At 71.4% G+C, this 26825-nt stretch carries 25 protein-coding genes and 1 pseudogene; 12 read left to right on the top strand and 14 right to left on the bottom strand.

Annotation, left to right across the window (positions count from 1 at the left end):
• Positions 1-53: 53 nt before the first annotated feature.
• The 11 genes and pseudogenes from Q5425_RS26100 to Q5425_RS26055 form a co-directional block, all read right to left on the bottom strand.
• Positions 54-296 (bottom strand): hypothetical protein, encoded by a 243-nt coding sequence (locus Q5425_RS26100; RefSeq protein ID WP_308674942.1) that lies wholly within the window; start codon positions 294-296, stop codon positions 54-56.
• 94 nt (positions 297-390) lie between these two features.
• On the bottom strand, positions 391-1836 hold the full coding sequence (locus tag Q5425_RS26095) for a hypothetical protein (RefSeq protein ID WP_308674941.1): 1446 nt from the start codon (positions 1834-1836) through the stop codon (positions 391-393).
• Between the two features lie 90 nt (positions 1837-1926).
• Positions 1927-2388: a hypothetical protein gene (locus Q5425_RS26090; RefSeq protein WP_308674940.1), complete on the bottom strand. Its 462-nt coding sequence runs from the start codon at positions 2386-2388 to the stop codon at positions 1927-1929.
• Positions 2385-3098, bottom strand: coding sequence for a hypothetical protein (locus Q5425_RS26085; protein ID WP_308674939.1), 714 nt, complete (start codon positions 3096-3098; stop codon positions 2385-2387). Before Q5425_RS26085 ends, Q5425_RS26090 begins: the two co-directional genes overlap by 4 nt.
• A gap of 562 nt (positions 3099-3660) precedes the next feature.
• The gene (locus Q5425_RS26080; protein ID WP_396135245.1) at positions 3661-4578 is read right to left on the bottom strand and encodes an MFS transporter; all 918 of its coding nucleotides are present in this window, start codon (positions 4576-4578) and stop codon (positions 3661-3663) included.
• Positions 4579-4599: 21 nt separating this feature from the next.
• A complete protein-coding gene (locus Q5425_RS45800; protein ID WP_396135244.1) occupies positions 4600-5109 on the bottom strand; it encodes an MFS transporter in 510 nt (169 codons plus the stop codon).
• A gap of 4 nt (positions 5110-5113) precedes the next feature.
• Positions 5114-5833 carry a DUF3159 domain-containing protein gene (locus tag Q5425_RS26075; RefSeq protein ID WP_308674938.1) on the bottom strand — a complete coding sequence of 240 codons (720 nt, stop codon included), beginning with the start codon at positions 5831-5833 and terminating at the stop codon, positions 5114-5116.
• 42 nt (positions 5834-5875) lie between these two features.
• The gene (locus Q5425_RS26070) at positions 5876-6244 is read right to left on the bottom strand and encodes an oxidoreductase C-terminal domain-containing protein (protein ID WP_308674946.1); all 369 of its coding nucleotides are present in this window, start codon (positions 6242-6244) and stop codon (positions 5876-5878) included.
• A gap of 21 nt (positions 6245-6265) precedes the next feature.
• Positions 6266-7089 (bottom strand): annotated as a pseudogene (locus tag Q5425_RS26065) (NAD(P)/FAD-dependent oxidoreductase); the annotation flags it as partial.
• A gap of 35 nt (positions 7090-7124) precedes the next feature.
• A complete protein-coding gene (locus Q5425_RS26060; RefSeq protein WP_308674937.1) occupies positions 7125-7316 on the bottom strand; it encodes a ferredoxin in 192 nt (63 codons plus the stop codon).
• Positions 7313-8515 carry a cytochrome P450 gene (locus Q5425_RS26055; protein ID WP_308674936.1) on the bottom strand — a complete coding sequence of 401 codons (1203 nt, stop codon included), beginning with the start codon at positions 8513-8515 and terminating at the stop codon, positions 7313-7315. Before Q5425_RS26055 ends, Q5425_RS26060 begins: the two co-directional genes overlap by 4 nt.
• A 350-nt stretch (positions 8516-8865) precedes the next feature.
• Here Q5425_RS26055 and Q5425_RS26050 point away from each other — a divergent pair, with 350 nt between their 5' ends.
• Complete coding sequence (locus Q5425_RS26050; protein WP_308674935.1) at positions 8866-9384, top strand: MarR family transcriptional regulator; 519 nt, start codon at positions 8866-8868, stop codon at positions 9382-9384.
• A gap of 118 nt (positions 9385-9502) precedes the next feature.
• On the opposite strand, the gene Q5425_RS26045 is transcribed toward Q5425_RS26050, so the two are convergent.
• Complete coding sequence (locus tag Q5425_RS26045) at positions 9503-10555, bottom strand: NlpC/P60 family protein (protein WP_308674934.1); 1053 nt, start codon at positions 10553-10555, stop codon at positions 9503-9505.
• Positions 10556-10919: 364 nt separating this feature from the next.
• Here Q5425_RS26045 and Q5425_RS26040 point away from each other — a divergent pair, with 364 nt between their 5' ends.
• The 9 genes from Q5425_RS26040 (at position 10920) to Q5425_RS26000 (ending at position 21113) form a co-directional block, all read left to right on the top strand.
• Positions 10920-11126: a heavy-metal-associated domain-containing protein gene (locus Q5425_RS26040; protein ID WP_308674933.1), complete on the top strand. Its 207-nt coding sequence runs from the start codon at positions 10920-10922 to the stop codon at positions 11124-11126.
• Positions 11127-11153: 27 nt separating this feature from the next.
• Entirely contained in the window at positions 11154-12062 is a 909-nt protein-coding gene (locus tag Q5425_RS26035) for a hypothetical protein (RefSeq protein WP_308674932.1), read from the top strand.
• A gap of 20 nt (positions 12063-12082) precedes the next feature.
• Positions 12083-14329: a heavy metal translocating P-type ATPase gene (locus Q5425_RS26030; protein ID WP_308674931.1), complete on the top strand. Its 2247-nt coding sequence runs from the start codon at positions 12083-12085 to the stop codon at positions 14327-14329.
• A 178-nt stretch (positions 14330-14507) separates the two neighbouring features.
• Positions 14508-16940 (top strand): tetratricopeptide repeat protein, encoded by a 2433-nt coding sequence (locus Q5425_RS26025; RefSeq protein ID WP_308674930.1) that lies wholly within the window; start codon positions 14508-14510, stop codon positions 16938-16940.
• Positions 16941-17606: 666 nt separating this feature from the next.
• Positions 17607-17774, top strand: a complete 168-nt coding sequence (locus Q5425_RS26020; RefSeq protein WP_308674929.1) for a hypothetical protein — start codon at positions 17607-17609, stop codon at positions 17772-17774.
• Between the two features lie 72 nt (positions 17775-17846).
• Complete coding sequence (locus Q5425_RS26015) at positions 17847-18347, top strand: MauE/DoxX family redox-associated membrane protein (protein WP_308674928.1); 501 nt, start codon at positions 17847-17849, stop codon at positions 18345-18347.
• Positions 18347-18844, top strand: coding sequence for a TlpA family protein disulfide reductase (locus Q5425_RS26010; RefSeq protein ID WP_308674927.1), 498 nt, complete (start codon positions 18347-18349; stop codon positions 18842-18844). Before Q5425_RS26015 ends, Q5425_RS26010 begins: the two co-directional genes overlap by 1 nt.
• A gap of 2 nt (positions 18845-18846) precedes the next feature.
• Complete coding sequence (locus Q5425_RS26005) at positions 18847-20670, top strand: ABC transporter ATP-binding protein (protein ID WP_308674926.1); 1824 nt, start codon at positions 18847-18849, stop codon at positions 20668-20670.
• Entirely contained in the window at positions 20667-21113 is a 447-nt protein-coding gene (locus tag Q5425_RS26000) for a S26 family signal peptidase (RefSeq protein ID WP_308674925.1), read from the top strand. The genes Q5425_RS26005 and Q5425_RS26000 overlap by 4 nt, the downstream gene beginning before the upstream one ends.
• Here Q5425_RS26000 and eno read toward each other — a convergent pair.
• A complete protein-coding gene (gene eno, locus Q5425_RS25995) occupies positions 21097-22380 on the bottom strand; it encodes a phosphopyruvate hydratase (protein WP_308674924.1) in 1284 nt (427 codons plus the stop codon). The two genes, Q5425_RS26000 and eno, sit on opposite strands and share 17 nt — an antisense overlap.
• A 365-nt stretch (positions 22381-22745) precedes the next feature.
• A complete protein-coding gene (locus tag Q5425_RS25990; RefSeq protein ID WP_308674923.1) occupies positions 22746-23825 on the bottom strand; it encodes a HAMP domain-containing sensor histidine kinase in 1080 nt (359 codons plus the stop codon).
• Positions 23826-23924: 99 nt separating this feature from the next.
• Between Q5425_RS25990 and Q5425_RS25985 the strand changes: the two genes are divergently transcribed.
• Entirely contained in the window at positions 23925-24806 is an 882-nt protein-coding gene (locus tag Q5425_RS25985) for an aminoglycoside phosphotransferase family protein (RefSeq protein ID WP_308674922.1), read from the top strand.
• A gap of 132 nt (positions 24807-24938) precedes the next feature.
• A complete protein-coding gene (locus Q5425_RS25980) occupies positions 24939-26813 on the top strand; it encodes a GTP-binding protein (RefSeq protein ID WP_308674921.1) in 1875 nt (624 codons plus the stop codon).
• Positions 26814-26825: the final 12 nt, after the last annotated feature.

Genomic DNA, 26825 nt, shown 5'->3' with positions numbered 1-26825 from the left:
TTGGGCACCGCAACATCCTCCCAGCTCACCATCACGGCAAGCCAACTCAGATGTCACCTACTGGTGCAGCAGACCCGCTGGTCAGTCAGGCCCTCGATGAAGCTGGCAGTGGCTGTCTGCCATCCGCTGGCCTCGGCGCCGACGATGTGGGCGAGCGCGCGCGCCAGCACCGGCGCCAGCGGGCTGGCGGCGATTGCGGCTGCCTCTTCGGCCACCGCCTCCGCGCCGAGTTGGGCGATCGCGGCCGGAGTCTCGTCGACTGCGGTGTCGACCAGGTGTTCAGCGAGCCGGTTCATGACCACAACCGCCAGGCTGCGCGGTCGTTTCTTTCGATCATGTCGAGCACCGCAGAGTCTGCGCCCGTTGGAAGCTGCTGCGGAGATATCAAGGTCACCACAGTGGCGCACCTTCCTCAGCCGTGACAAGGCAGTCTGCGGGCAGAACGGCCCTGCTCAGGTCGCGGTCCGCAGTTGTGATCAGCACCTGGATGTGGTTGCTTGCGGCCAGCTCCGCGAGCTCCTTGAATACAACGGCAGCGTCGAAGTCTTGAACCTCCTCGGCTTTGGGGCTGTCGATCAGGACAAGACCGGGATGGGTCGAGATCCCGAGACGCGCACCTACCCGCAGCAAGGCGATCACAACGGCGATACGCAGCCGTACCTGTTCGCCGGGACTCTGCTTGCCGAAGTACGACTGCGCGCCGCCGCCTTTGATCACCTTGAGCTGAGCGGCCCGGTTGACCTCCACCCGTTCCAGCGCGCTCATCCCGAACCGACGGGCAAGGTCAGCGATCTCGGCGTTCAGCTCGGTGAACAGTGCGGCTGCAGCTGCTTTGCTGTCCTGATCGAGCACTTTGTCCGCGGCAGCGAGCACCTTGAGGACGGTGGACTCCTCGTCTCCGTCGTGCTCGGCCGGTTCGGGCACCATCTCCAGCGCGCCCTTCCACCGTGCCACTTCAAGCTCCGCAGTCATGCGCTGACGCACCGTGTCGTCGCTGCCGGCGGTCCGCAACCTCTGTTGCGCCTCGTCCAGCTGTGCCGTGAGCTGAGAAAGAGTGGATTCGGCGGATTCCAGCGCCTGTCGCGCCGCATCTTCGGCCGACTTGCTGGCGTCTACACGTGCCTGTGCTTCGGCCTCGACTTCTTCATCGCTGGCGGTCTCACCGACGACCTCTGCGGTGCAGACCGCGCAACGGTGGACATCACGCTCTTCCTTACGGCGTTCCTTGGTGATCGGTGTCTCGCAGCGCGGGCACGCGCTGGGATCCAAGCCGTGGAACAACAGTCGGGCGATCTCGCTTTCCTTGACGTCGTTCAACGTTTTTTCGTCCGCCTGTCGTTGCCGCCGCGCGGCGCGATAGGCACGGTTCAGCTGATCCCAGTCCTCTTCGGCATCGGCCACCCGGCGAGCGAGTCGGCCTGAGGCGTACGCCAGGTTGGTGAGCGACGGGCCGGGCGCTTGCTGGACGAGTCGGTCGAGTTCGGTCTGGGCGGCCGCGAGTGCCTCCTGAGCTCGGGCGCGGTCAGCCGCCCGCTGCTCGGCTGCTTGCCGTACCCGATCACGTTCCTGGGCGACCTTCGACTGCAGCACTTCGCGCGTCGCCTTTACTCGCGTGAGTACCGCGGCAGCCGGCAGGTCGAGGAACACTTGCAACAGCCGTCCGGGCAGCCCAGCCATCGGCTGATCCCCGAGCAGGGGTTTGTCAGGGCCTGCCGGAAGATTGATCGCGGAGTAGTAGGCGGGCCAGCCATGAGTCTGGGTGCCAACCTGCTTGTCCTTGCTCACCGAGTTGACCAATGGCTGCAGGTCGAGCCGATCGAGCATCAAGGTGGCCACCTGCGCAGCGAAGTCGTCTTCGTCTGCAGTGTCAACGAGGATCGAGACGCCCTGGTGTCCCGCATCACTGTTCTCCGCTGTGAGGCGCTCTCACTGCGAAGCTGCGAGCACCTCGCCCCTGACGAGGGTGCCTTTGTCCAGGGAGAGACGAAACCCAACCGCTTGGCCCGCGATGGTGACGTCGAGCTCGACTCCTGACAGCCATCGGCGGACATCCGCCTGAAGGCGGTCGCGGGGTGAACCCCGCAAGCACCACGTGATGATCTCCAAGACGCTGGTCTTGCCCCGGAAGTTCGACGCGACCAGGGCGGTGAAGTCGGTGTCGAAGGTGAAGATGCGGTCAAACGGGCCGTCGTGCGTCGTTCCGGAGCGAACCCCAAGGACACGAAGGCGGTGGACACGAACAGATCGAGGCCGTGCCGGCGGGTAGACCAGGGGGATGCCGTGGGTCGTGAAGACTACGACAACATCGTCCTCGGTGGTCTTGGCCGCAGCAGCGATTCGGCCGACGAGCGAGCCGGAATGTTCGACACTGGATGCCTCCACGGTCATGCGTCCACTCCGTCGGTGACCGAGGTCCCCGCCCGCAGCTGGGCGAGACGGCTCCGTGCCCGAGCGCTGATGCTGCCGATTCGTGTTCCACGGGCCGCCGTCGCGTACTCGTCCTGCAGGTACTGGCGCTCCTTCAACTGGTTCCCCCCTCGTCCGTCGGCCAGATCGAGCACCAACTGCACACGATCGACGTAATAGCGGAAGGCTGGCGCCTGAGCAACGACCGTTCGGGCGACGTCGCGGCCCCGAGCCAGCAGGTAGTAGTCGTGTCGCGAGGTTCGGCCGACTCGGCCGTGGCGGCGACGCACGACCAGCCCCGCGCTGCGTAGGACCGCCAGGGCGTCATCGAGAGGCTCGTAGGCGCCGAAATGGTGACGCAGCATCGGATATCGGCGTACCTCGGGCTCCTCGGAGTCGAGGATCTGTGCCGCCAAGTCCAGTAGTCTCGGCTCGCCGCTGCGCTCGTAGTCGTTGAGCAACTCGTCGGCAAGGAAATCGGGACTCCGTAGCCAGAAGTCTAGCTTCTGCAGCCGAAGCTGCCCCTCCACGACTCCGACGGCATCCGTCAGGGCTGCGTCGTTACGGATCGGGGCAGCCAGGGGTTCGGCAGCGCCGTCGATCAACAACAAGATCCGGACCGCATCTTGCTCGCGGCTGGTCGCAGCCGTGCTGACCTCATCGTTTACGTCGTCACCACTGTCGCCGTCCACGATCAGTCAGCCTAAGCGACACTGAGTGACATTCGAAGATCGAAACGCCCTCCAGGCGGACTTCGTTATTCAGGCGAGAGTGACGCTCCTGCCAGGGCCGATGCGGGCCAGGGGTCTGTAGGGGTATCCCTCCCCAGTGATTCCTCCAGGTGAGTTCGTGCGTATGTTCGACAACGTTGGCCGATGAAGATGCTAGAGACGATCAACAGTCGCGTCCAGAAAGCCGAACGCTTGTCCCATATGCGCTATCGCATGACGGGTCAGGTCCCGCCTGGCCGCAGGGGCCAGCCGGAGCGGAGCGGTGAACTGGCACGGCGCCGCGAGGTGGCGGCGTTAATCGAGGTCAAGCCACTCCAGTCTCTGAGGGGTCATGTTCGCCGTCCGCGCAGCCGTCGAGCAGCGCCACTGTGGTAGATATCCGCAGGTCAGCAGGTACAACCCGGCGTGCGGATGTTGTCCGAGCCTGGTCGGGGGCACCACAAGCACGGGAACGATCGAACGGCTGCCTCGGCGTCGGCCAGCTGGGCTTCGAACCCGCAGCAAGAGGACCGGCTCGACAACGTCATCGCCGCCCCCATGCAAGCGTCCTCTGTGGATGATCCGGGCCGGAATCCCCGCGGGCACGGCGACCGGGGATGAAAGCGGCGACGACCAGGGCGAGCAGCGCCGCCGACGCGCCGGCCAGCAGGACGGTGGTGAACGCGGCCGGGTCCGGGACGGCGCGCCCGCTCACCGTTGTGGTCCTCATGGCCAGGATCAGCCCGGTCACCGCGCCGGCGGTGGAAGTGCCCAGCGACCGGCAGAGGTTGTTCAGGCTGTTGGCCGCCGCGGTCTGGCCGGCGGGGACCGCGTCCATGACAAGCGAGGGCATCGCCCCGTAGGCGAGCCCGATGCCGGATCCGACGAGGGCGGTGCAGACGAGCAACTGCCAGAGCTGTGCGTGCCACATCGCCGCGAAGCCGTAGCTGCACACGAGGACCAGGGCACCGGCCATGAGCGTCATCTTCGGTCCGAGGTGGACGGTTATCCTGGCCGACACCGGCGACATGGAGATCATGCACACTCCGCCTGGCGCCTGCAGGAGGCCGGCGACGAGCATCGACGCGCCGAACCCGTACCCCGTCGTCGTGGGCGTCTGCAGGAGCTGGGTGAACACCAGCGAGTTGGTCAGCATGGCGAAGCCGAAGACCAGCGAAGCGGTGTTGGTGAGCAGGACCTGCGGCCGGCGGCTCACCCGCAGGTCGATGAGCGGCTGCGGGGTGCGCAGCTCCCACGCGCCGAACAGCACCAGCAGCGTGGCCGCGCCCGCGAACGACCCGAGGGTGAGGCCGCCGGTCCACCCCCAGGTACCGCCCTGGGAGACAGCGAGGAAGAGGCCGACCAGCGCGCCCGAGAGCAGCAGCGCCCCCAGCGGGTCGAACCGGCCACCCCGCGGCGGCGCCGCACGGGGCACGACGAGCAGGACGAGAACCCCCGCCACGGTGGCCAGCCCGCCTGCGGTTCAGAACAGGACTCGCCAGTCGGTGTACTGCGCGAGCAACGCCGACAGCGGGATTCCCAGCGAGGCCCCGACGCCGAGTGACGTGCTCATCACCGATGTCGCGGCGGCCAGGCGGTGCGGCGGCAGGTGGTCGCAGAGCAGGCTGATGCCCAGGGACACCACACCCGCCGCGGTGCCCTGCAAGGCGCGACCGGCGACGAACCAGCCCAGTGAGGTGCTGAGCGCCGTCACCGCGGAACCCGTGACCAGCGTCGAGAGGCAGCACAGCAGAACGTGCTGCTTGCCCCACATGTCGGCGAGCCGGCCGGCGATCGGGATGGACACCGCTCCCGCGATCAACGTGGCCGTCACGGCCCACGAGGCGTTGCCGGGGGTGGTGTGCAGCAGCGCCGGCAGATGGGGGAGCAAGGGGATGACGAAGGTCTGCTGCAACGACACCGTGATCCCCGCGAGAGCGAGCACGGCGATGAGCGTTGCCGGTGGCGGTGTCACGGGTTCCGGCTGGTTCACGGGGTCACTCCGCCGGCTGGTGGCGGGTGTCCCCCACGCCTTCGCCGGCGTCCACGTTCTTCGGGAGGAACCGCTTGGTGCTGCGGCGGAAGGCCCACACGATGGCGAGCACGACGAGTGCCGACAGCGGCGTGCCCATCGCGATGCGGGCGACACCGAGCGCGCTGGTGTTGTCGGCGAGGTAGAGCCACTGCTGGAGGGCGAACCGGGCACCCAGCACGGCTGCGGCGGCGAGAGTGGCGATGGTGTGGGCGCGCAGGACCGTCCGGTCGGTCCGCCACCGGTGTTGGCGGCCGTGCACGAAGTTCCAGATGACGCCGGTGACCGGACGGCGGAGCAGCACCGAGCCGAGGGTGAGCACGAAGCCCGCCAGGTAGGCCCAGATCCCCACCGCGAAGTAGTTCTTCGCCGACCCGGTCAGGGCCACGATCCCGGCGGCGAGCGCGACGCCGGCCAGGCTGCCGGCCGCTGCGATCCAGCGCTCACCACGCACGAGCCGGAACACCATCAATCCCGCTCCCGTCAGCAGGGCGACGGTGAGCGTCACCGCCAACGGGAGGAAGAGGTTCGCCGTCACGAACACGACCACCGGGACAGCGGAGTAGATGAAGCCCATCCGCGTACCCATGCGAGCGAGCATCGCCTCTTCTCGGGGGGGACCGGTGTCGGAGGGTGAGCTCGTGGTGTCGTCGTCCATGGTGTCGTGCTGCTGCGGCTTGGTCATGGTTGTCTCGTCCTTTCGGCGGTAGGCCGGCGTGGCGGGAATTCAGGAGGTGGCGGTCGCGGAGCGCTCGGGCGCCGATGTCCTCGCGAACGCGACGGCTTCGTCGAAGCGGGTGCGTTCGGCGATGAGCCGGCGGTACTTCATGACGTGGCGCTGCCCGTTCAGGGTCAGCACCCCGCTCAGGCGGTCGCCCTCGCGGTACAGCGCGACGAAGTGGTCACCGGCCGGGTCACCCGAGACGATCTCGACGCCGTCGACGGTGGCGACACCGGCGAACTGGATGCGAGAGCCGTACCAGTCCGACCAGAAGTACGGGACCGTCGAGTAGGGCCGGAGGTCTTCGGGTGACACCGCGTTGCGCGCGGCACGCGCCCCCTGCTCGGCGGCGGCGGACCAGTGCTCCACCCGCATCGAGCGGTCGAACAGGAGGTTGTGCCAGCGGGCGACGTCGCCCGCGGCGTGGACACCGGGGGCGCCGGCGCGAAGGAACTCGTCGCAGACCAGGCCGTCGTCGACGAGCAGTCCGCTGCCGGCGAGCCAATCCGTGCGGGGCACCGCCCCGATCCCGACGACGACCAGATCGGCGCCGATCACGCTGCCGTCGGTGAGGCGGACGCCCTCGACCCGGTCGGTGCCCTCCACCGCGGCCACGGCCTCTCCGCAGCGCAGCACGGTGCCGTTGCGGGTGTGCAGCGACGACAGCGCGGCACCGAGGTCGGGGCCGACGGAGCGGACCAGCGGGGTCGGCAGCGCCTCCAGCACCGTCGTCGGCAAACCACGCCGGCGGGCGGCCGAGGCGACCTCGGCCCCGATGAACCCGGCCCCCACGACGACGGTGCGAGCCCCCTCGTCCAGAGCACGGCGACCGCGCGTGCATCGTCGAGCGTCCGCAGGACGTGCACACCTGCCAAACCTTCGGTGCCGGGCAGGCTGCGGGCCGCGGCGCCGGTGGCGATGACCAGCGCGTCGTAGGCCACTTCTGCACCGCCGGCGTGCACGACCCGGGTGTCCGGATCGAGTCCGGTGGCCGGGGTGGCGAGCAGGAGTTCCACACCCAGCTCGTCGACGAGCTCCGCACGGCTGCGGAAGGTCACCGGATCGGCCGGGACTCCCGGGGCCAGCAACTGCTTCGACAGCGGCGGCCGGTCGTAAGGGAGGTGGGATTCGTCGCCGAGCAGGGTGATGCGGCCGGCGAATCCGGCTTTGCGCGCGGCCTCGACCGCACGCAGGCCCGCGAGCGAGGCGCCGACGACCACGAGCGAGCGGGGTCCGGTGTGGCCCGTCGAGGCGTTCACGGTGCCAGCCTCAGCGCCATGGCCGGGCAGCCCTCGACGGCCTCGGTCACCTCGTCCAGGGCGCCTTCGGGCACCTCGGCGGACAACACGACCAGTTCCCCGTTGTCGTCCACCTCGAACACGGTGGGCGCGAAGGACTCGCAGATTCCGATGCCGGTGCACTTGGCCCGGTCCAGGACGATCCTCACCGGACACCGGCCTGCTCGTTCGCGGCACCCAGGCGGACGTGCATGGTCCGGACGCCGGGCACCATGGTCGAGCGCATCCGCAGCACCTCACCGGTGAGCTCGACGCGGTCGAAGCGGGCGAGGAACTCCTCGAAGAACACCCGGGCCTCGAGCCGGGCCAGCGACAGGCCCAGGCAGGCGTGCTCGCCGGTGCCGAAGGCCAGGTGCGGGTTGGGCCGGCGGGTGATGTCGAACTGCTCGGCGGTGTCGCCGAAGACGTCCTCGTCACGGTTGGCGGCGCCGTAGAGCAGCACGACCGCTTGCCCCTTCTTGATGGTCTTGCCGCGCAGCTCGACGTCTTCGGTGGCCCAGCGGGTCATGTGCGTGACCGGGGAGACGTAGCGCAGCATCTCCTCGACCGCGGAGGGGATCAGGCTCGGGTCGGCGACGAGCATCCGCAGCTGCCCGGGGTGGTTGATCAGCGCGATGGTGCCCAACGCGATCAGGTTGCGCGTGGTCTCGTTGCCGGCGACGAGCAGCAGGTGCAGGAACGAGATGAGCTCGTCGTGGGACAGGCTCTCGCCGTCGACTTCGGCGTCCATGAGGATCGAGATGAGGTCGTTGGTGCCGCGCTGCTCCCGCAGTTCGATCAACCGGCGGAAGTACGTGGTCAGTGCCCCGAACGCCTCCTGCGAGGTCAAGGTGATGCCGGGGTCGGCAGAGCCGACGGAGGCGTCGGACCAGGCGCGGAACTGCTCCCAGTCCTCGGCCGGTGCCCCGAGCAGGTCGGCGATGATGCGGACGGGGACCTTCGCGACGAGCCCCTCGGCGTACTCCAGTTCGACGCCCGCCTCCGCGGAGTCGAGCACACCGCGCACGATCGCGCGGACGTCGGGCTCCATCGCGTTGATGTGCCTCGGGGTGAAGCCCTTCGAGATCAGCTTGCGCAACGCGTTGTGCCGCGGTGGATCGGTCGTGATCAGCATCGGTCGCGGGGCAGCCGCCGGGGGCTTGCCGTCGGGCATCAGCACTCCCTTCGCCGACGAGAACAGGTGCGGCCGCGAGCCGATGAACTTGATGTCCTCGTAGCGGGTGATCCCCCAGAACCCGCCGTTGGCGCTGGTCCAGTGCACCGGGGAGTGGTGGCGCAGGTCCCGGTAGGCCGGTGCCGGATCACCGATGTAGAAGTCCGGCAGGTGCAGCGGGTAGCTCGGTTCCATGCGGGGTCCCCTTCACGGGTGGTGTGGGTGGCGACGCGCTCGGGCCTGGTCGTCAGAAGCTCCGGCCGTCCTCCAGATACGAGGCACAGTACACGCATATTATGCGGTCGTCTACACGTAATTCGGCGGTGCTTCCGGTGCTGCCGCTCAAGTCGGCCCAGTGCCAGAACAGGTACTGGCGTACATTGCTTTAGGAAGCGGTGTACACGTGAATCCGCGTGGACGGCGTGACCTCTCCCGCCAGCTCGACGATTGGAAGCGGTGACGCCGGCATGACGAGGACCCACGGTGATGCGGACGCAGGTGCTTCGACCCCTCCCTCGACGAGCCGGGAAGGAGGCGCGCCGATAGTGCGCCAGACGCTCGAGAACCGGGTCATCGACGCGATGGCGTTGCTCACGCGGACGACCGAGGACTTCTTCGAGCGGATCGCCGGCGACATCTCGGCCGGGCTGCGCCGCGGGACCGCCTCGCCGCTGTTCGTACTGCACCGCACCGGACCGCTGCGGGTCTCGCAGCTGGCCGAGGAGCTCGGCCTCGACCGCACGACGGTGACACGCCACCTCGACGACCTGGAGTCCCGCGGCCTGGTGACCCGGCACCCCGACGAGCGGGATCGGCGCGCGATGATGGCGAGCCTGACCCCGGCGTCCCAGGACTTCCTCGACGACATGAGGGTGCGCAACAGGGCGCTGATCCGGCGCATCTGCGCCGGCTGGACGCGCGAAGAGCGGGCGGTGTTCGCGCGGCTGCTGCCGCGCTTCGCCGCCGAGGGCGAGAAGGTGTTCGGCAACGCGTCGATGTCGGGAACCAGGGGTTCTCAAAGCCGTTCGCGTGGAACCGGCCGGGGCGCAGCCGAACGAGGGTGAGGCGGGCTGGAGCCGCTGCGGCCCCACGCGCTCATCGTGGCGGCCGCCCGGGCGGGACCCGGGAAAACGCGGAACCGGGGCGGGCTGCGAATGCCCGCCCCGGTGTTGGTGCGCGAACTCAGGCCGTGGGGCGGGTTGCTCCGGCGTACTGGCTCTGCAACGGCGAAATCTTCACGACGTCGCCGCTGGTCGGTGCGTGGACCATCTTGCCGTTGCCGATGTACATCCCGATGTGGGAGACCGGCGAGTAGTACGCCACCAGGTCGCCCGGCTGCAGCTGGTCGCGTGGCACCGGTGTGCCGTACTGCGCTTGGGCCGCGGAGTTGCGGGGCAACGTGATGCCGGCCTTCGCATACGCCCACTGCATCAACCCCGAGCAGTCGAACGAGCCCGGCCCGGTGGCGCCCCAGACGTACGGGCTGCCGAGCTTGCTCAGCGCCGCGTTCACCGCCGTCTGCGCCGCGGCCGTCGGGGCTTTGACGTTCGGGGCCGCGCCGCCCGTGTCGCGCTGGGCTGCTTTGTCGGCGGCGCTCAGGGTCTTGTCGGCGGCCTTGATCTGCTCGATCTGGTCGTTGAGCGTCTTCTGCTTGGCCTTGATGTCCTCGGTCAGCTTGGCCGCGGCGTCGCGGGCGTCCTGGGCCCGTTTTGCGGCGTCCGACGCCTTGCTGGTGGCGTCGGTGGCCTGCTGGACGGCCGCGGTGAGGTTGGTCAACGCGGCGTTCTTGTCCGTGGCCAGCACTTCGAGCGCCGACGACCGGTCCAGGAAGTCCTGAGTGGACGTACCGGACAGCAGTGCCGACAGCTTGTTCAGCTGGACGCCGCTGGTGAAGGAGGCGCCGGCGAACTCGTCGACTTCGGCCTGGTACTTCTTCTGGTTCTCGGTGGCCTTGACGCCTTGGGCTTTCGCCGCGTCGACGTCGGTGGTGGCCTTGTCGAGTTCGCCTTGCTTGGTGGTGAGGTCGTTCTGCGCCTTGAGCAGGTCTTCGTTGAGCTTCTCGGCCTGCGCCGCGAGTTCGCGGTACTTGGCCAAGGCGTCCGAAGAACCGGGTGGGGCCTGGGGAGCGGGGATCGGGGCGGCGGTGGCCGAGGGCTGGGCGACGGTGATCACGAGGATCACCGAGGTCGCTGCGAGGATGCCTGAAACCACGCGCCTGATGGACTGCGACTGCACGGTCGCGCGGGTCTCCTTTGCTCGTTGTCCGCCGGCTGGAACCGGGCGAAGAGGCCGGCCGGGCCGGCGTGATCCCGCGTCGCCGTCCGGTCGACGGCAGCTACCACGAGATCTCGGCCAGGCTACGAAAAGACCACGGTCGTGTCCACCTTCCGGTGTAAGAAATCCGTCACGCTCCGCAATTTCGCTTAGCACTGTCCGCTATTTGCGACAGCAGTGCCGCTGAATGTCCTGATTGGACAATTCGGCCGCTTCCGGAAATCGCCGTTCGGAGGCCCGGGGTGACAACGAGACACAGGTCACTTGATACCGGTACCCCCTAGGGGTACCTTGAGGGCATCGCCGAACCGCCGAAGGAGCCCCCATGAGTCAGCTCACCTACACCGTCACCGGGATGACCTGCGCGCACTGCGTCGCCTCGGTCAGCGAGGAGGTCGGCGCGATCGACGGCGTCACCGACGTCGCGGTCGACCTGCCCACCGGGGCCGTCACCGTCACCAGTGCCGAGCCGATCGACGACGCGCGGGTCCGCGCGGCGGTCGAAGAGGCCGGCTACACGCTCGCCGGGTAGACCCGGCCTTCACACGAGGGAGCGGAGATGAACACCACAGCGCGGCTGGCCGCGTTCGGCGGGGCGCTGGCCCTGCTCGCGGCCGGCGGGTTCGCCGTCGGCAACGCGGCCGGTCCGGTATCCGCGGCGACCGGGGGAAACGCGGAACACGGCACCCCGCACGAGGGCACCACGGCCGGCGACGCCGCCGCGGACGACCTGCCCGGCGGGCTCGCTGCCAGCAAGGACGGCTACACCTTCACCGTCGCCGACCCGACGCCGGCGCCCGGGCGGTTCTCGTTCACGATCACCGGGCCGGCGGGCAAGCCGGTGACCGCGTTCGACGTCGAGCACGAGAAGCGGCTGCACCTGATCGTGGTCCGCCGGGACACGGCGGGCTTCCAGCACGTCCACCCCGAGATGGCGCCGGACGGCACGTGGAGCGTCCCGCTGACCCTGCCCGCCGCGGGCTCGTACCGGGCGTTCGCCGACTTCGCCCCGGCCGGCGGCCGGCCGATGACCCTCGGCGTCGACCTCTCGGTCGCCGGGGACTACCGGCCCGCGAGCCACGAGACCAGCCGGACGGCCGAGGTCGACGGCTACACCGTGCAGCTCACCGGCGACCTGGCGGCGGGGAAAACCTCGCCGCTGGCACTGGCCGTCAGCCGCAACGGCGTCCCGGTCACCGACCTGCAGCCCTACCTCGGCGCCTACGGGCACCTGGTCGCCCTGCGCGAAGGCGACCTCGCCTACCTGCACGTCCACCCCGAAGGGGAACCCGGTGACGGGAAGACACCCGCGGGTCCCGACGTCGAATTCGCCGCCGAGGTGCCCAGCGCGGGGACCTACCGGCTGTTCCTCGACTTCAAGCACGGCGATGTCGTGCGGACCGCCGAGTTCACCCTCACCACCGGCGGGGTATCCGCCCAGGCCCCGGCCGACGGCCACGGCCACTGAAACCGCGAAGGGAGACGATCATGACCAGCACCACGGCCGCGGCCGGCCCGGTGACCGAGATCGAACTCGCGATCGGTGGCATGACCTGCGCGTCCTGCGCCAACCGCATCGAGCGCAAGCTGAACAAGCTCGACGGCGTCACCGCGTCGGTCAACTACGCGACCGAGAAAGCGCGCGTGCACGCCCCGGAGGGTGTCGACCCGGCCGCGCTGGTGGCCACGGTCGAGGCCGCCGGCTACCGCGCGGCTTTGCCGCAGCAGGAGAAGCCCGAGCAGAGCGGCACCGAAGAGGCCGACCCGCTGCGGCAGCGGCTGATCACCAGCGCGGTGCTCGCGGTCCCGGTGGTCCTGCTGGCGATGATCCCGGCGCTGCAGTTCACGTACTGGCAGTGGATTTCGCTGACGCTGGCCGCGCCGGTCGTCACCTGGGGCGCGTGGCCGTTCCACCGGGCGGCGTGGGTGAACCTGCGCCACGGCGCCGCGACCATGGACACCCTGGTGTCGATGGGCGTGCTCGCGGCGTTCGTGTGGTCGCTGTGGGCGCTGCTGTTCGGCACGGCCGGGACACCGGGGATGGTGCACCCGTTCGAGCTGACGATCGCGCCGTCGGACGGCGCGGGCAACATCTACCTCGAGGTCGCCGCCGGCGTCACGACGTTCATCCTCGCCGGCCGCTACTTCGAGGCGCGGTCCAAGCGCCGCGCGGGTGCTGCGTTGCGGGCGCTGCTGGACCTGGGGGCGAAGGAGGTCGCCGTCCTGCGGGGTGGCGCGGAGGTGCGCATCCCGGCGGCCGGGCTGGCGGTGGGGGACCGGTTCGTCGTGCGTCCCGGCGAGAAGATCGCCACCGACGGCGTGGTCGAGGACGGCAAGTCCGCGGTCGACGCGTCGATGCTGACCGGTGAGCCGGTGCCGGTCGAGGTCGGCGAGGGGGACCCCGTGACCGGGGCGACGGTCAACGCCGGCGGCCGGCTGGTCGTGCGGGCCACCCGCGTCGGAGCGGACACGCAGCTGGCGCAGATGGCCGAGCTGGTCGAAGCCGCCCAGAGCGGCAAGGCGGACGTGCAGCGCCTGGCCGACCGCGTGTCGGGGGTGTTCGTGCCGATCGTGATCGGCCTCGCGGTCGCCACGCTCGGGTTCTGGCTCGGCAGCGGCGTCGGCACGGCGGCCGCGTTCACCGCGGCGGTCGCGGTGCTGATCATCGCCTGCCCGTGCGCGCTCGGCCTGGCCACGCCGACGGCGCTGCTCGTCGGCACCGGCCGCGGCGCGCAGCTGGGGGTGCTGATCAAGGGCCCGGAGGTGCTGGAGTCCACCCGCCGCGTCGACACCGTCGTGCTCGACAAGACCGGCACGGTCACCGCCGGCCGGATGACCCTCACCGGCGTCCACCCGGCCGAGGGCGTTGCCGAAACCGAACTGCTGCGGCTGGCCGGCGCGCTCGAGGACGCGTCGGAGCACCCGATCGCCACGGCGATCGCCCGCGGTGCCCGGGAACGGGCGGGGGACCTGCCCGCGGTCGAGGACTTCACGAACGTGGAAGGCCTTGGTGTGCAGGGGATCGTCGACGGTCACGCGGTCCTGGTCGGCCGCACGGCGCTGCTGGAGGACTGGGGCCAGCCGCTGACGGGCGACCTCGCGGCCGCGAAGGCCGCGGCGGAAGAGCGGGGGCACACCGCGGTGGCGGTGGCCTGGGACGGCGCGGCCCGCGGTGTCCTGGTGGTCGCGGACACCGTCAAGCCGACGTCGGCCGAGGCGATCGCCCAGCTGCGCGAACTCGGGCTGACCCCGGTGCTGCTCACCGGGGACAACACGGCGGTCGCGAACGCTGTCGCGGCCGAGGTCGGCATCGACGAGGTGATCGCCGAGGTGCTGCCGTCCGGGAAACTGGACGTCGTCAAGCGGCTGCAGGACGAGGGCAAGGTCGTCGCCATGGTCGGGGACGGCGTGAACGACGCGCCGGCGCTGGCCCAGGCCGACCTCGGGCTGGCCATGGGCACCGGCACGGACGTTGCGATCGAGGCGAGCGACATCACCCTCGTGCGCGGTGACCTGCGCGCGGTGGCCGACGCGATCCGGCTGTCCCGCCGGACGCTGCGGACGATCAAGGGCAACCTGTTCTGGGCCTTCGCGTACAACCTGGCGGCGCTGCCGCTGGCCGCGGCGGGGTTGCTGAACCCGATGATCGCGGGCGCGGCGATGGCGTTCAGCTCGGTGTTCGTCGTCGCGAACAGCCTGCGGCTGCGCGGGTTCACCTCACGATCGGCGGCTTGATCTCCGGCGGGCGAGCAGCAGCGCGGCCGCCAGTCCACAGAGGACCAGCGGCCGAGCGACACCACGGCCCTTGAGCGGGCCGTGGTGTCGGCGGCGTCGAGCCGGCCGCGGCTCCGGAATCCGTGGCCGTTGCGGCGAATCGCCACGAATCGCCGGGTGCGCGGCCAACAATGGCGGGATGGCGTTCACCGAACCACCCGATCCCGGCCAGGCGCGGACGCCGGCCGAGCTCATCGCCCGGCTGCGGCTGCTCAAGGCGTGGGCGGGCGGCCCGTCGTACTCGCAGCTCGCCGAGCGGGTCAACCGGCTCTGGACGGCGGCCGGGCGGCCGCCCGGCGAGCGCACCGCGCGCACGACCGTCGCCGACTGCTTCAAGACCGGCCGGGCCCGGCCCAACCCCGATCTGGTGCTGGCCGTGGTCGAGGTGCTGCACCCGGACCCGGGTTACGTCGCCGAGTGGCGGGACGTGCTGCGGGTGGTCCGCGGGCGCGCGGAGGCGGCGACCTTCGTGCAGACTCGGCTCGGCCTGCCCGAGGCGATCCCGCACTTCACCGGGCGGCGGACGGAACTCGCGCGGCTGTCGGCCCTGCTCGGCGCCGCCGACGGCGGGCAGGTGGCGGCGATCGCCGGGATGGCCGGGGTCGGCAAGACCGGGCTGGCCGTGCACGCCGGCCACGAACTGCTGCGCACGGGCCGGTTCGAAAACGCGCTCTTCGTGAACCTGCGCGGGTTCCACCCCGATCCCGGCCGGCCGGCGGTGGATCCGGCCGCGGTGCTCGACTCCTTCCTGCGGTTGCTCGGGGTTCCCGGCCACGCCGTGCCCGCCGACCTGCCGGGCAAGACCCGGGTGTACCGGGAACGATCGGCCGGGCGGCGCCTGCTCGTCGTCCTCGACAACGCGGCCGGCGAAGACCAGGTCCGGCCGCTGCTGCCCGACGAGCGGGGCGGGCCGGTGCTCGTCACCAGCCGGCTGTCGCTCACCGGGCTGAGCGGTGCCGCGCACGTGCGGCTGGACGTCCTGAGCCCGGACGAGGCGCTGGCCTACCTGCGGCGCACGGTCGGCGCGAAGCGGGTCGACCAGGCGCCCGGCGTGGCCCGGCGCATCACCGCCGAACTCGGCCGGCTGCCGCTCGCGCTGAGCCTCGCCGCGTTGTGGATGACCGCGCCCGCGCACCGGTCGTGGCTGCTGGCCGACCACCTGGAGCGGCTCGAGCAGCGGCGCGCGCACCTGCGGCTGGACAACGCCGTGGACGCGTCGATCAGCCTGTCCTACGACCAGCTCGCCGAGCCGGAACGGCGGGCCCTGCGGCTGCTCGCCCTGCACCCGGGCGCGGACCTGGACGCCTACGGCATCGCCGCGCTCACCGGGACCGGCCTGGCCCAGGCGACCCGGACCGCGGACCGGCTCGTCGCCGCCAGCCTGGTGCGGCGCAGCGAGGCGAACCGGTTCGAGCTGCACGACCTCATCCGCGCGTTCGGGATGGCGCGCGCCGAGGACGAGGACGTCTCCGCCGGCCGGCGGGCCGCGCTGTCGGGGTTGCTCGGCTACTACACGTTCGCCGCCGCCACCGCGATGGACTCCTACGCGCCGCGCGTGCGTGACCACCGGCCGCACGTCCCCGATCCCGGCTTGCCGATCCCGCCGCTGACCGACCGCGGGCCGGCGGCCGCGTGGCTGGACGCCGAACGGGCCAACCTGGTCAGCGCCGGTGTCCACGGGGTGCCGTCGGGCCACGCGGGACTGCTGTCGCGGATCCTGTTCCGGTACCTGCAGACCGGCGGCTACATCCGGGAGGCGCTGGTCCTGCACACGAGCGCGACGGAGTCGGCGGACCCGGTCGCCCGCGGGCACGCACTGGTGAGCCTCGCGGCCACCCACAGCCAGGTCGGCCGCTACGAGGTGGCGACGCGGCTGGCCGAGCAGGCGCTGGACTGCTTCCGCGGTGCGGAAGACCGCTGGGGTGAGTGCCGGGCGCTCGGCACGCTGGGCGCGATCGCCTCGTGGAGCGCCGACTTCGCCCGCTCGGCGGGGTTCCTGCGGGAGGCACTGACCCTGGCCCGCGAGAACCGCGACCGGTCGGGCGAACGCACCGCGCTCACCAACCTCGGCTACGTCTACGGACGGCTGGGCCGGTACGCCGAGGCGCTGGAGATCCACCTGAAAGCGCTGGCGATCGACCAGCAGACGGGCGACCTGTGCGACACCGGCCGCACGCTGCTCAACATCGGCGACACGCACTTGCGGTCCGGCAGGCACGCCGAGGCCTGCGGCTACTTCCACCGCGCGACGGCGATCGCCGAGCAGGGCGGCGACCGCGACCTGCACCTGGAGGCGCTGCTGTGCCTCGCGGACGCCTCGCTGGAACTCGGCCGCACCGGCCACGCCCGTACGACGCACGAGTGCGCCCTCACGATGGCGGCGGAGCTGGGCAGCATGCACCAGGAGGCCCGCGCGCACATCGGCCTGGCCCGCACGCTGACGGCGATGGGGGACACGGCCCGGGCCCGGCACCACTGGCTGGCGGCTCGGGAGCAACATCGTGAGCTGGGATTGCCGGAGTCGGCGGAGATCACGGCGGGGGTGGGCTGGTCGGTGGCGGCCGGCGGGTGATGGCGTGTGGGCTGGGCTTGCCCAAGCCAGCCGAGGTCACGGCAGGGCGCGGGGGTGGTCGGTGGCGGCCGGCGGGTGATGGCGTGTGGGCCGGCCCCAGGCTGCCGGGGCCACCGCGGGCGTGGATGGTCGGCCGCCGTCGGTGGGTGATGGCGTGCGGGCTGGGCCTGCTCAAGGCGGCCGAGGTCACGGCAGGGCGCGGGGGTGGTCGGTGGCGGCCGGCGGGTGATGGCGTGTGGGCCGGCCCCAGGCTGCCGGGGCCACCGCGGGCGTGGATGGTCGGCCGCCGTCAGCGGGTGCGGGCGGCCCTGTTTCGCCGCGGTGAGGTGAGGTCTGCCCAAGCCAGCCGAGGTCACCGCGGGCGTGGGTCGGTCACCGCAGCGGGCGAGGGCGTGCGCTCCCCGCGGGCGTGCGTTGGTTGGTCACCGCAGCGGGCGAGCGCTCCCCGCGGCGTCGGCGTCGGCGTCGAAGCCCCCCAAGATCGGTGCGGCGCTCAACCACCCCCGGCATCCGGCTCAACCCAGGCTCGGCCAGGCGTCGGTATCGGCGTCCGGGTTCGTCCGGGATTGCTGCTCGGGGCCGCGGGGCGCCGCGATGCTCGCAGCCGGCGCGGGCTTGCGGTACCGCTTCCCGCACCTTGGACATCCACCGTCGAAGGGAGACACCATGGGGCGCCTGATCGACCGCGTGCTCAACCGGATCGTGCCCACCGCGAAGGCCTCCGCCTGCAGTGGCACCTACTTCTGCAACGCCGCGGGCCACCCCGGCTACTGGTACCGGTTCTGCTGCCCGCAGACCGGCTGCGAGTGGTCCAAGGTCCGCAGCTCCTGCTGATCCGGGTCCCGAGCGTGCCGGGTGGTGTCCGCCGCTTTCCCCGCGGACACCACCCGGCGTGGATGGAGTGACATGGAGTACCTCCGGGCCGCCTGTGCGGCGCTGATCGCCGTGGTGTTCGCCGCCTCGGCGGTGGCGAAGCTGCGGGACTTCCGCGGGTTCGCGCGGTCGGTGCCCGTGCTGGTGCCGATGCCCGCGCGGTGGATCACGCCGGTGTCGGTGGCCGTCGTGGCCGGCGAAGCGAGCGCGGCGGTCCTCGTACCCGTCACCGCGGTGGCCGGTTTCCTCCTCGCGTCGGCGTTGCTGCTCGCCTTCACCGTCGCCATGGCCGCTTCGCTGCGCCGCGGACGGCGTCCTCCCTGCCGCTGCTTCGGCTCGGCCGAAACCCCGATCGGCCCGCGCCACCTCGCCCGCAACACCGTGCTGACCTGCTTCGCCGTCCTCGGCGCGCTCGCGCCGGAGCACCTGCCGCCCGTTGCCGGGACCGCCGTCGCGTTCGCGGCCGGTGGGGTGGTGGCCGTGTTCGTCATCGCGATGGACGACATCGCCGTCGTGTTCGCAAGGAGTTCCTGATGCCCCTCGTCGTCGCCACCCTGGTGCTGCTCGGCCTGTTCTGCCTGCTGAACCTGCTCCTGACCATCGGGATCCTCCGCCGGATGCGGGCGCAGACCGTCACACCGCCGCCTTTCGCGCTGCGTCCCGGCTCGGCCGTCGGCGAGTTCGCCGCCACCACGACCGACGGCGAGCCGCTCACCACCGCCACGCTGACCGGCACGGTCGCCTTCTTCTCCGCCGACTGCGCCGCCTGCCACGACACCCTGCCGGACTTCCTCGCCTACGCCCGCGAGCAGGGCCGGGACAACGTCTTCGCCGTCTTCGGTGGCGACGAACCGGACACCGTGCGCGCGCTCGCCGAGGTCGCCCACGTGGTGACGGCGGAGCTCGACGGCGGCCCGGTCGCCGCCGCGTTCCGGAACACCTGGACGCCCGCGCTGTACGTGGTCGCCGATGGGCGGGTGGTCGCGACCGCCGGCCGGGTGCACGAACTGCCCGTGCCCGCCGGGCGCTGACGGTGGGCGAACCCGACCGGCGGATCGGCGCGGACCAGGTGCGCGCCGCCGCCGTTGCCGCCGCCGGGCTGCTGTGGCGGTCCGGCCCGGCGCGGCTGGTGGCCCTGCTGGTCATGACGGCGGCCGCGGCCACCGCGCCGATCGCCACCGCCTGGCTGACCAAGCTCGTCCTCGACCGGCTCGTCTCGCGCACCGGCGAGGTCGGCGGGCTCGCCGGGGCGCTGGTGCTCGCCGGCCTCGCCGTCGCCGCGCTGCCCGTGGTGGTCCACTACGTCCGCGCGCAGATCGGCCGCGCGGCGAGCACGGTCGCCACGGACGGGCTGTTCGACGCGCTGGGCCGCCAGGTCGGCTTGCGCACCTTCGAGAACCCCGCCTACCAGGACCGGTTGCGGCTGGCCCAGGAGAGCTGCGGCCGGATGCCGGAGATCGTCGACGGCGTCGGCGGCACGCTCAGCGGAACGCTCTCGCTGGCCGGCTTCCTCGGCTCCCTGCTCCTGCTGAGCCCGGCGATGACCGGCGTCGTGCTGGCCGCCGCGATTCCCGCGCTGCTGGCCGAACTGCTGCTCGCGAAGCGCCGCGCGGCCGTGGAGTGGCGCATCGAGCGGTTCGCGCGGCGCGAATTCTTCTACAGCCAGCTGCTCACCGGCATCCCCGCCGCGACCGAGATCCGGCTGTTCGGCATCGGGGCGTTCCTGCGCGCCCGGATGATGGACGAACGCCGCAGCGCGAACGAAGCCCAGCGCCGCATGGACGAACGCGAGCTGCGGACCATGGGCGGGCTGACGGCGCTGAGCGCGGCGGTCGCCGGTGCCGGGCTCTGGTGGGCGATCACGTCGGCGCGCGACGGGTCGCTCAGCGCCGGCGACGTGTCGATGTTCGTGGCCGCCGTCGCCGGGGTGCAGGCCGCGCTGGGCACGCTGGCGTCGTCGATCGCCAACGGCCAGGCCCGGCTGCTGTCGTTCGCGCACTACGTCGCCGTGGTCCGCGCGGAACCCGACCTGCCGAGCAGCTCCGGTGGTGTGGTTCCCGCGTTGCGGCAGGGTCTCGAGCTGCGCGACGTCTGGTTCCGGTACAGCGACGAACACCCCTGGGTGCTGCGCGGGGTGGACCTCACCATCCCGCACGGCACGGCGGTCGCCCTCGTCGGCCTCAACGGCGCGGGGAAGAGCACCCTCGTGAAGCTGTTGTGCCGCATGTACGACCCGACGCGCGGGCAGATCCTCTGGGACGGCGTCGACCTGCGTGACATCCCGCCCGCGTTGCTGCGCAACCGGATCAGCGCCGTGTTCCAGGACCACATGAACTACGACATGACCGCGGCCGAGAACATCGGGCTCGGCGAGCCGGCCGCGATGGACGACCGGGCCCGGCTGGTGGACGCCGCGACCCGGGCGGGCGCGCACGACCGGCTCGCCGCGCTGCCGCGCGGGTACGACACGCCGCTCACCCGGATCTTCGAGATCGGCACCGACAACAACGACAGCCCGACCGGGGTGGTGCTCTCCGGCGGGCAGTGGCAGCGGCTGGCGCTGGCCCGCTCGCTCGTGCGGGAGGGACGCGACCTGATGATCCTCGACGAGCCGAGCTCCGGTCTCGACCCGGAGGCCGAACACGAGGTGCACACACGCATCCGCGAGCACCGGCAAGGCCGCACGAGCCTGCTCATCTCCCACCGGTTGAGCGCGGTGCGCGACGCCGACCGCATCGCCGTGCTCGAGGACGGCCGGGTCAGCGAGCTGGGCACGCACGACAGCCTGCTCGCCGACGACGGCGGCTACGCGCGCCTGTTCCGCCTGCAGGCCGACGGCTACCAGGCCGTGCCGTGAAGGTCCCGGTTCTCGTGGGATTGCTGGCCGCCGGCTGCGCCGTCGTCGCCCGCCGGACGCTGATCCTGACCACAGTGGACGGTCCGAGCATGGCCCCGGCCCTGCGCTCCGGCGACCGCGTGCTGGTGCGCCGGACCCGCCGCCCGCGACGCGGCCAGGTGGCGCTGCTGCGCTTCCCGCCGTTGCCGAGCGGAGCGCCGTCGGGGCACCAGCTGCTGCTCAAACGCGTGGTGGCGGTGGCGGGCGACCGCATCCCGATCGGCTGGGCCGAACCGGACGTCCACGGCATCGGCGGCGAGCGGGTGCCGGCCGGCTGCGCCCTCGTCCTGGGCGACAACCGGCCGGCCAGCTGGGACTCCCGCCACTACGGGTTCGTGCCGCGGGACCGGTTGGTCGGCGTGGTGGTGCGGCACGTGGGGAGCGACCTCAGCGACGGCCGCTGATCGTGCTCGCGCCCGCGTAGCGCGCCTCGGCGCCGAGCTCTTCTTCGATGCGGATGAGCTGGTTGTACTTGGCGGTGCGGTCGGCGCGCGACAGCGAACCCGTCTTGATCTGGCCGCAGTTGGTGGCGACCGCGAGGTCGGCGATCGTGGTGTCCTCGGTTTCGCCGGAGCGGTGGGACATGACCACGGAGTAGCCCGCCTTGTGCGCCGTTTCCACCGTGGTCAGCGTTTCGGTGAGGGTGCCGATCTGGTTGACCTTGACCAGGATCGAGTTCGCGATGCCGCGCTCGATGCCGTCGGTCAGCAGGTTCACGTTGGTGCAGAAGACGTCGTCGCCGACGAGCTGGACGCGCTCGCCGATGGTGTCGGTGAGCTGCTTCCACCCGGCGAAGTCGTCCTGGGCCACACCGTCCTCGATGGACACGATGGGGTAGCGCGCGGTGAGGTCGGCGAGGTAGGCGACGTGCTCCTCGACGCTGCGCTTGCGGCCTTCGCCGGTGTAGTCGTAGACCTCGCCGGTGTAGAACTCCGACGCGGCCGGGTCGAGCAGCAGGGCGATGTCCTCGCCGGGGGTGTAGCCGGACTGCTCGATCGCCCGCAGCACGAACTCCAGTGCTTCGTCGGCCGAGCTGAGGTTGGGGGCGAACCCGCCTTCGTCGCCGACGTTGGTGCTGTGCCCGGCGTCGTGGAGCGACTTGCGCAGCGTGTGGAACACCTCGGAGCCCATCCGCACCGCTTCGGCGAACGTCGTCGCGCCGACCGGGCCGATCATGAACTCCTGGAAGTCGATCGGGTTGTCCGCGTGCGCACCGCCGTTGATGATGTTCATCATCGGCATCGGCAGCAGGTGCGCGAACACGCCGCCGGCGTACCGGTACAGCGGCAGCGCATTCGCCGCCGCGGCCGCCTTGACCACGGCGAGCGACACACCAAGGGTGGCGTTCGCGCCGAGCCGGGCCTTGTTCGCGGTGCCGTCCAGCGCGATCAGCGTGCGGTCGACCGTCGCCTGCGCCTCGGCGTCCAGGCCCACGATCGCCTCGGCGATCTCGGTGTTGACCGCGTCGACGGCCTTGCGCACGCCCTTGCCGTGGAACCGCGTCTTGTCCCCGTCACGCAGTTCGACCGCTTCCTTGGTGCCGGTGGAGGCACCCGAGGGCACCGCGGCCCGGCCGAGCGAACCGTCCGCCAGTTCGACGTCGACCTCGACGGTCGGGTTTCCCCGGCTGTCCAGTACTTCGCGGCCCTTGACCCGGACGATGGCAGTCATTGCGCTCCTCGGTGAGTTCGCGGGGGCGGCGCCACGGTGAGCCGCGAGACGACGCGAGGCTAGCAGAATTTACTGAATCGATCCCGAACTTTCTTCGACTCCCGGCTCGGCTACGGCTCGACGGGAGGCGGACGGTGGCGACGACGAGGTGGTGCACTTGTGCTCCAGTCGCCGTGAGAGCGGCCGGTGGCGTGCTGGTGCGCTCGCGCGATCGTGGAACCCCCGACACCGGCCCATCCGCCAGGCCCGCGACGTCAGCTTTGGCGAGCAGGCGCTGGGTCCAGATCGCCTGCCACGGGCCGAACACCTCCGGCACAGCACGCCGCGCGATGCCGCGCCGATAGCCGAGACCTTGTCAGACCGCCCTACCGGCTCGCCGGGAGGCGGACGGTGGCGACGAGGCCGCCGCCCGGGCGGGGCGCCAGGTCCAGCGTCCCGTCGTGGGCCCGGACGATGCTGTGCACGATCGCCAGCCCGAGGCCGACACCCGCGTGCTCGTCCGTGCGCGCGCGTTCCGTGCCGCGCTGGAACGGCTCGGTCAGGGTGGGGATCAGTTCCGGGCGCAGCACCCGGCCCGTGTTCTCGACCCGCAGCGCGCTCGCGTAGCGCCGCCGCTCGGTGTGGACCGTCACCGTGCCGCCGTCCGGGAGGTTGTGCACGATCGCGTTCTGGACGAGGTTCGTCACCATCCGCAGCAGCAGCGCCGCGGAGCCGGCCGCGTGGACGGGCTCGCCGGTGACGTCGAGCGTGAGCCGGCGCTCTTCGGCCAGTGGCAGCAACGTTTCGGCGGCTTCTTCGGCGATGAGGGAGAGGTCGACGGGCTCGCGGGTGAAGTTCCGGCGGTCGCTGCGGCTGAGCAGCAGGAGGGCCTCGGTCAGGTCGATCGACCGCGTGTTGACCGTCCGGAGGCGGTCGATGAGCTCGTCCCGGTCGTACGTCGGGTCGTTGCGGGCGACGTCGAGGATGGCCTGCGAAATGGCCAGCGGGGTCCGGAGCTCGTGCGAAGCGTTGGCGGCGAACCGCTGCTGTTCGCCGAGGTGGGATTCGAGCTTTTCGAGCATCGTGTCGACCACGTCGGCGAGCTCGCGGAATTCGTCGCCGGGACCGGCCAGGCGGATCCGGTGGGACAGCGACCCGCTCGCGGCCAGCCGGGCCGCGTCCGCGATCCGGGTCAGCGGGGCGAGCATCCGGCCGGCCAGGATCCAGCCGCCCAGCACGCCGAACAGCAGCAGGAACGTCACCGCGGTGACGGCGGCGGGGGTGAACATGCGCACGAGGAGGTAGCGGTTGGGGGAGATGCCGAGCAGCCCCTGCTCGTTGTCGGGCACGTAGCGCAGCAACGACCCCCACACCACGGCCAGCAGGACGGCGCCGGCGAGCAGGAGGAACCCGGCGTAGCTGATGGTCAGTTTCAGCCGCGCGCTGAGCCCGGGGCGCCTGTTCACCAGCCGGAGCGTAGGCAGGGTGGGATATCGCGGGCATATGCTCCCGGCGTGGGCGATTCCCCTGATCAGGCCAGGAGCACTATCCCCGAGCTGGGTCCGGTGCCTCGGCGCATCACCGCCGACGCGGAATTGGTGCGCCGGCTGATCGACGAGCAGTTCCCGCAGTGGGCGGGGCTCCCGGTCCGGCCGGTGTCCCACGGCGGGTGGGACAACTTCACCTTCCACGTCGGCGACGCCATGGTGGCGCGGCTGCCCAGCGCGGCCGAATACGCCTTGGCGGTCGACAAGGAACACCGGTGGCTCCCGGTGCTCGCGGCCCGCTTGCCGCTGCCCGTCCCGGTCCCGCTGGCGAAGGGGAAACCCGGGGCGGGCTACCCCTTTCCGTGGTCGATCCTCCCCTGGCTCGACGGCGAAACCGCGAGCACGGACCGCATCGCCGATCCCGTCCGCTTCGCCCTCGACCTGGCCGGTTTCCTGGCCGCCCTGCAGAAGGTCGAGACCGCGGGCGGTCCGCAGCCGGGGAAGCACAACTGGTTCCGGGGCGCCACCCTGCGCACCTACGATGCGACGGCCCGGCGCGCGCTCACGGCCCTGGACGGCCGGATCGACGTCGGCTTGGCCCGCAAAATCTGGAACACCGCACTGGACACGCGGTGGGACGGCCGGGACGTCTGGTTCCACGGTGACGTCGCAGCCGGGAACCTCCTGCTCGACGGCGGAGAACTGGCGGCCGTCATCGACTTCGGGACGTGCGGTGTCGGCGACCCCTCCTGCGACACGGCCATCGCCTGGACGCTCCTCACCGCCGAAGGAAGGCAGGCCTTTCGCGAGCGCCTGTCCGTCGACGACGAGACCTGGGCGCGCGGACGCGGCTGGGCGCTGTGGAAGACGCTCGTGTCCGCGGCCCGGACCGGCGAGGAGGCCGTGGACGCCCGGCGCGTCCTCGGCGAGATCTTCGCCGAATACCCGGCCGGCCGATAATCCGTTGTCCTGCAGCCGATCCCTCGGCTAGCCTCCGCCCAGGTCTGTACGAGGCAAGAAAGGGGGCACCCATGCGCCGGATCCGCAACACCGTCGATTCCCGAGAACGCGTTGCGGCCGCTGGAGTGCTCTTTGCCCGAAACCTCACTGAACATCGGAATTCTCGCCCACGTCGACGCCGGTAAGACCAGCCTGACCGAACGACTGCTGTTCCACACCGGCGCGGTCGGTGCGCTGGGCCGCGTCGACGACGGCACCACCCAGACCGACACCCTCGGCATCGAACGGCGCCGCGGGATCACGATCAGCACCGGCGTGGTCTCCTTCCGGGCGGGTGACCGGACGGTCAACGTCATCGACACACCGGGCCACGCCGACTTCGTCGCCGAGGTCGAACGGGCGCTCGGGGTTCTCGACGGCGTCGTCCTGGTGGTCTCCGGGCCCAGCGGGGTCCAGGCGAGCACCCGGATCCTCTGGCGCATCCTGCGCCGGCTGCGGGTGCCGACGCTGGTGTTCGTCAACAAGCTCGACCAGGCCGGGGTCGATCCGGCCGGGGTGCTCGAGGGCCTGCGGAGGAAACTGTCGCCCGCGGTGGTGCCGATGGTGACCGCCGGCGCGGCCGGCTCCGTTCGCCGCAGGCCACGCGAGGCCGCCGGCATGGTCGAGGAAATCGCCGAAGTGGCCGCCGAGCGCAGCGAGGAGCTGCTGGCGGGCTACGTCGCCGGAAAGCTCGACCACGCCTTGGTGTGGCGCACTTTCCGCCGTCAGGTGGCGGCCGGTGAGGCGTTCCCGGTGTTCCTCGGCTCGGCCATGACCGGCGCCGGCGTTCCCGAGCTCGTCGACGGCATCGTGGACTTCCTGCCCGCGGCGGTGCCGGGCGACGAACTCCGCGCGACCGTGTTCAAGGTCGAACGCGGCAGCGGCGGGGAACGGATCGCGTACGCCCGCCTGCGGGGCGGGACGTTGCGCTTGCGCGATCGCGTGAACCTGTTCCGGCGCACCGGCGACGGCACGGCCGGCCGGAGCCGGCGGCGGGTCACCGGGATGACGCTCGCGGGCCGCGAAGTCACGCGCGCGGACGCGGGCGACCTGGTCCGGCTGCGGGGCCTGGGTGACGTCCGGGTCGACGATCGGCTCGGTACCCCGGACGGCTTGGCGGACGCCGGGTTGTTCCCGCCGCCCGGGCTCCTTTCGGTCGTCACCACGCGGCCGGGTGCGGAAACCCGGCTGCACCAAGCCCTGCGGGAGCTGTGCGACCAGGACCCGCTGCTCGGCCTGCGGGTCGAACGCGGTGCCTTGTCGGTCCGGGCTTACGGCGAAGTCCAGATCGAGGTGCTCCTCGAGCGGCTGCGCGAGGACTTCGGTCTCGACGCGCGGTTCGCGCCGCCCGAGCCGGTCCACGTCGAAAAGCCCGTCGGCGTCGGGGAAGCCGTCCAGTTCCTGGACCGGCTGGGCCCCGGCGACCCGGTCGCGACGGTCGGTCTGCGGGTGGCCCCGGGCCGGACCGGCAGCGGTGTCCGGTACGAGCCGGCCGTCGAACGCGGCTCGCTGCCGAGGGCCTTCCACACCGCCATCGAACAGACGGTGTACCGCACTGCGGCGTGCGGTCCGCGGGGCCGGGAGGTCACCGACTGCGTCGTCACACTGACCCATTCGGGGTTCCAGCCGCCGCACAGCACGGCAGGCGGTTTTCGGGAAGTCACCGCGAGGCTGTTTTTGCTGGCGTTGGCGCGGGCCGGGACCCGCGTGTACGAGCCGGTGGACCGGTTCGACCTCGAGGTGCCCGAATTCGCTGCCGGAGCGGCGCTCATCGCGCTGGCCAAGCTCGAAGCGGTGTGCGAGCCGCCCGTGGCCGCAGCCGGCTTCGCCCGGCTGGGCGGCACGCTCCCGGCCGCCGCGACCGCGGATTTCCGGCGCCGGCTGCCGTCGCTGGGCCAAGGCGAGGCCGTCTTCGCGGTCGAGCCCGGCGGCTACCGTCCGTGGCGGCCGGCCCGCGGCGGCCGGTGACTCCGGCCGGGG

Origin of the sequence: Amycolatopsis sp. A133 (assembly GCF_031082405.1) — a bacterium.
Lineage (GTDB): Bacteria > Actinomycetota > Actinomycetes > Mycobacteriales > Pseudonocardiaceae > Amycolatopsis.
Note: the sequence above shows the minus strand (reverse complement) of the source record. Positions and strands in the feature narration are given on the sequence as shown.

Bases quoted from the DNA above. Each gene is read 5' to 3' on its own strand.
- Q5425_RS26100 (WP_308674942.1), bottom strand. From the start codon at position 296: ATGAACCGGCTCGCTGAACACCTGGTCGACACCGCAGTCGACGAGACT.
- Q5425_RS26090 (WP_308674940.1), bottom strand. From the start codon at position 2,388: ATGACCGTGGAGGCATCCAGTGTCGAACATTCCGGCTCGCTCGTCGGC.
- Q5425_RS26075 (WP_308674938.1), bottom strand. From the start codon at position 5,833: ATGACCAAGCCGCAGCAGCACGACACCATGGACGACGACACCACGAGC.
- Q5425_RS26070 (WP_308674946.1), bottom strand. From the start codon at position 6,244: ATGCGGGTGGAGCACTGGTCCGCCGCCGCCGAGCAGGGGGCGCGTGCC.
- Q5425_RS26055 (WP_308674936.1), bottom strand. From the start codon at position 8,515: ATGGAACCGAGCTACCCGCTGCACCTGCCGGACTTCTACATCGGTGAT.
- Q5425_RS26040 (WP_308674933.1), top strand. From the start codon at position 10,920: ATGAGTCAGCTCACCTACACCGTCACCGGGATGACCTGCGCGCACTGC.
- Q5425_RS26035 (WP_308674932.1), top strand. From the start codon at position 11,154: ATGAACACCACAGCGCGGCTGGCCGCGTTCGGCGGGGCGCTGGCCCTG.
- Q5425_RS26030 (WP_308674931.1), top strand. From the start codon at position 12,083: ATGACCAGCACCACGGCCGCGGCCGGCCCGGTGACCGAGATCGAACTC.
- Q5425_RS26025 (WP_308674930.1), top strand. From the start codon at position 14,508: ATGGCGTTCACCGAACCACCCGATCCCGGCCAGGCGCGGACGCCGGCC.
- Q5425_RS26020 (WP_308674929.1), top strand. From the start codon at position 17,607: ATGGGGCGCCTGATCGACCGCGTGCTCAACCGGATCGTGCCCACCGCG.
- Q5425_RS26015 (WP_308674928.1), top strand. From the start codon at position 17,847: ATGGAGTACCTCCGGGCCGCCTGTGCGGCGCTGATCGCCGTGGTGTTC.
- Q5425_RS26010 (WP_308674927.1), top strand. From the start codon at position 18,347: ATGCCCCTCGTCGTCGCCACCCTGGTGCTGCTCGGCCTGTTCTGCCTG.
- eno (WP_308674924.1), bottom strand. From the start codon at position 22,380: ATGACTGCCATCGTCCGGGTCAAGGGCCGCGAAGTACTGGACAGCCGG.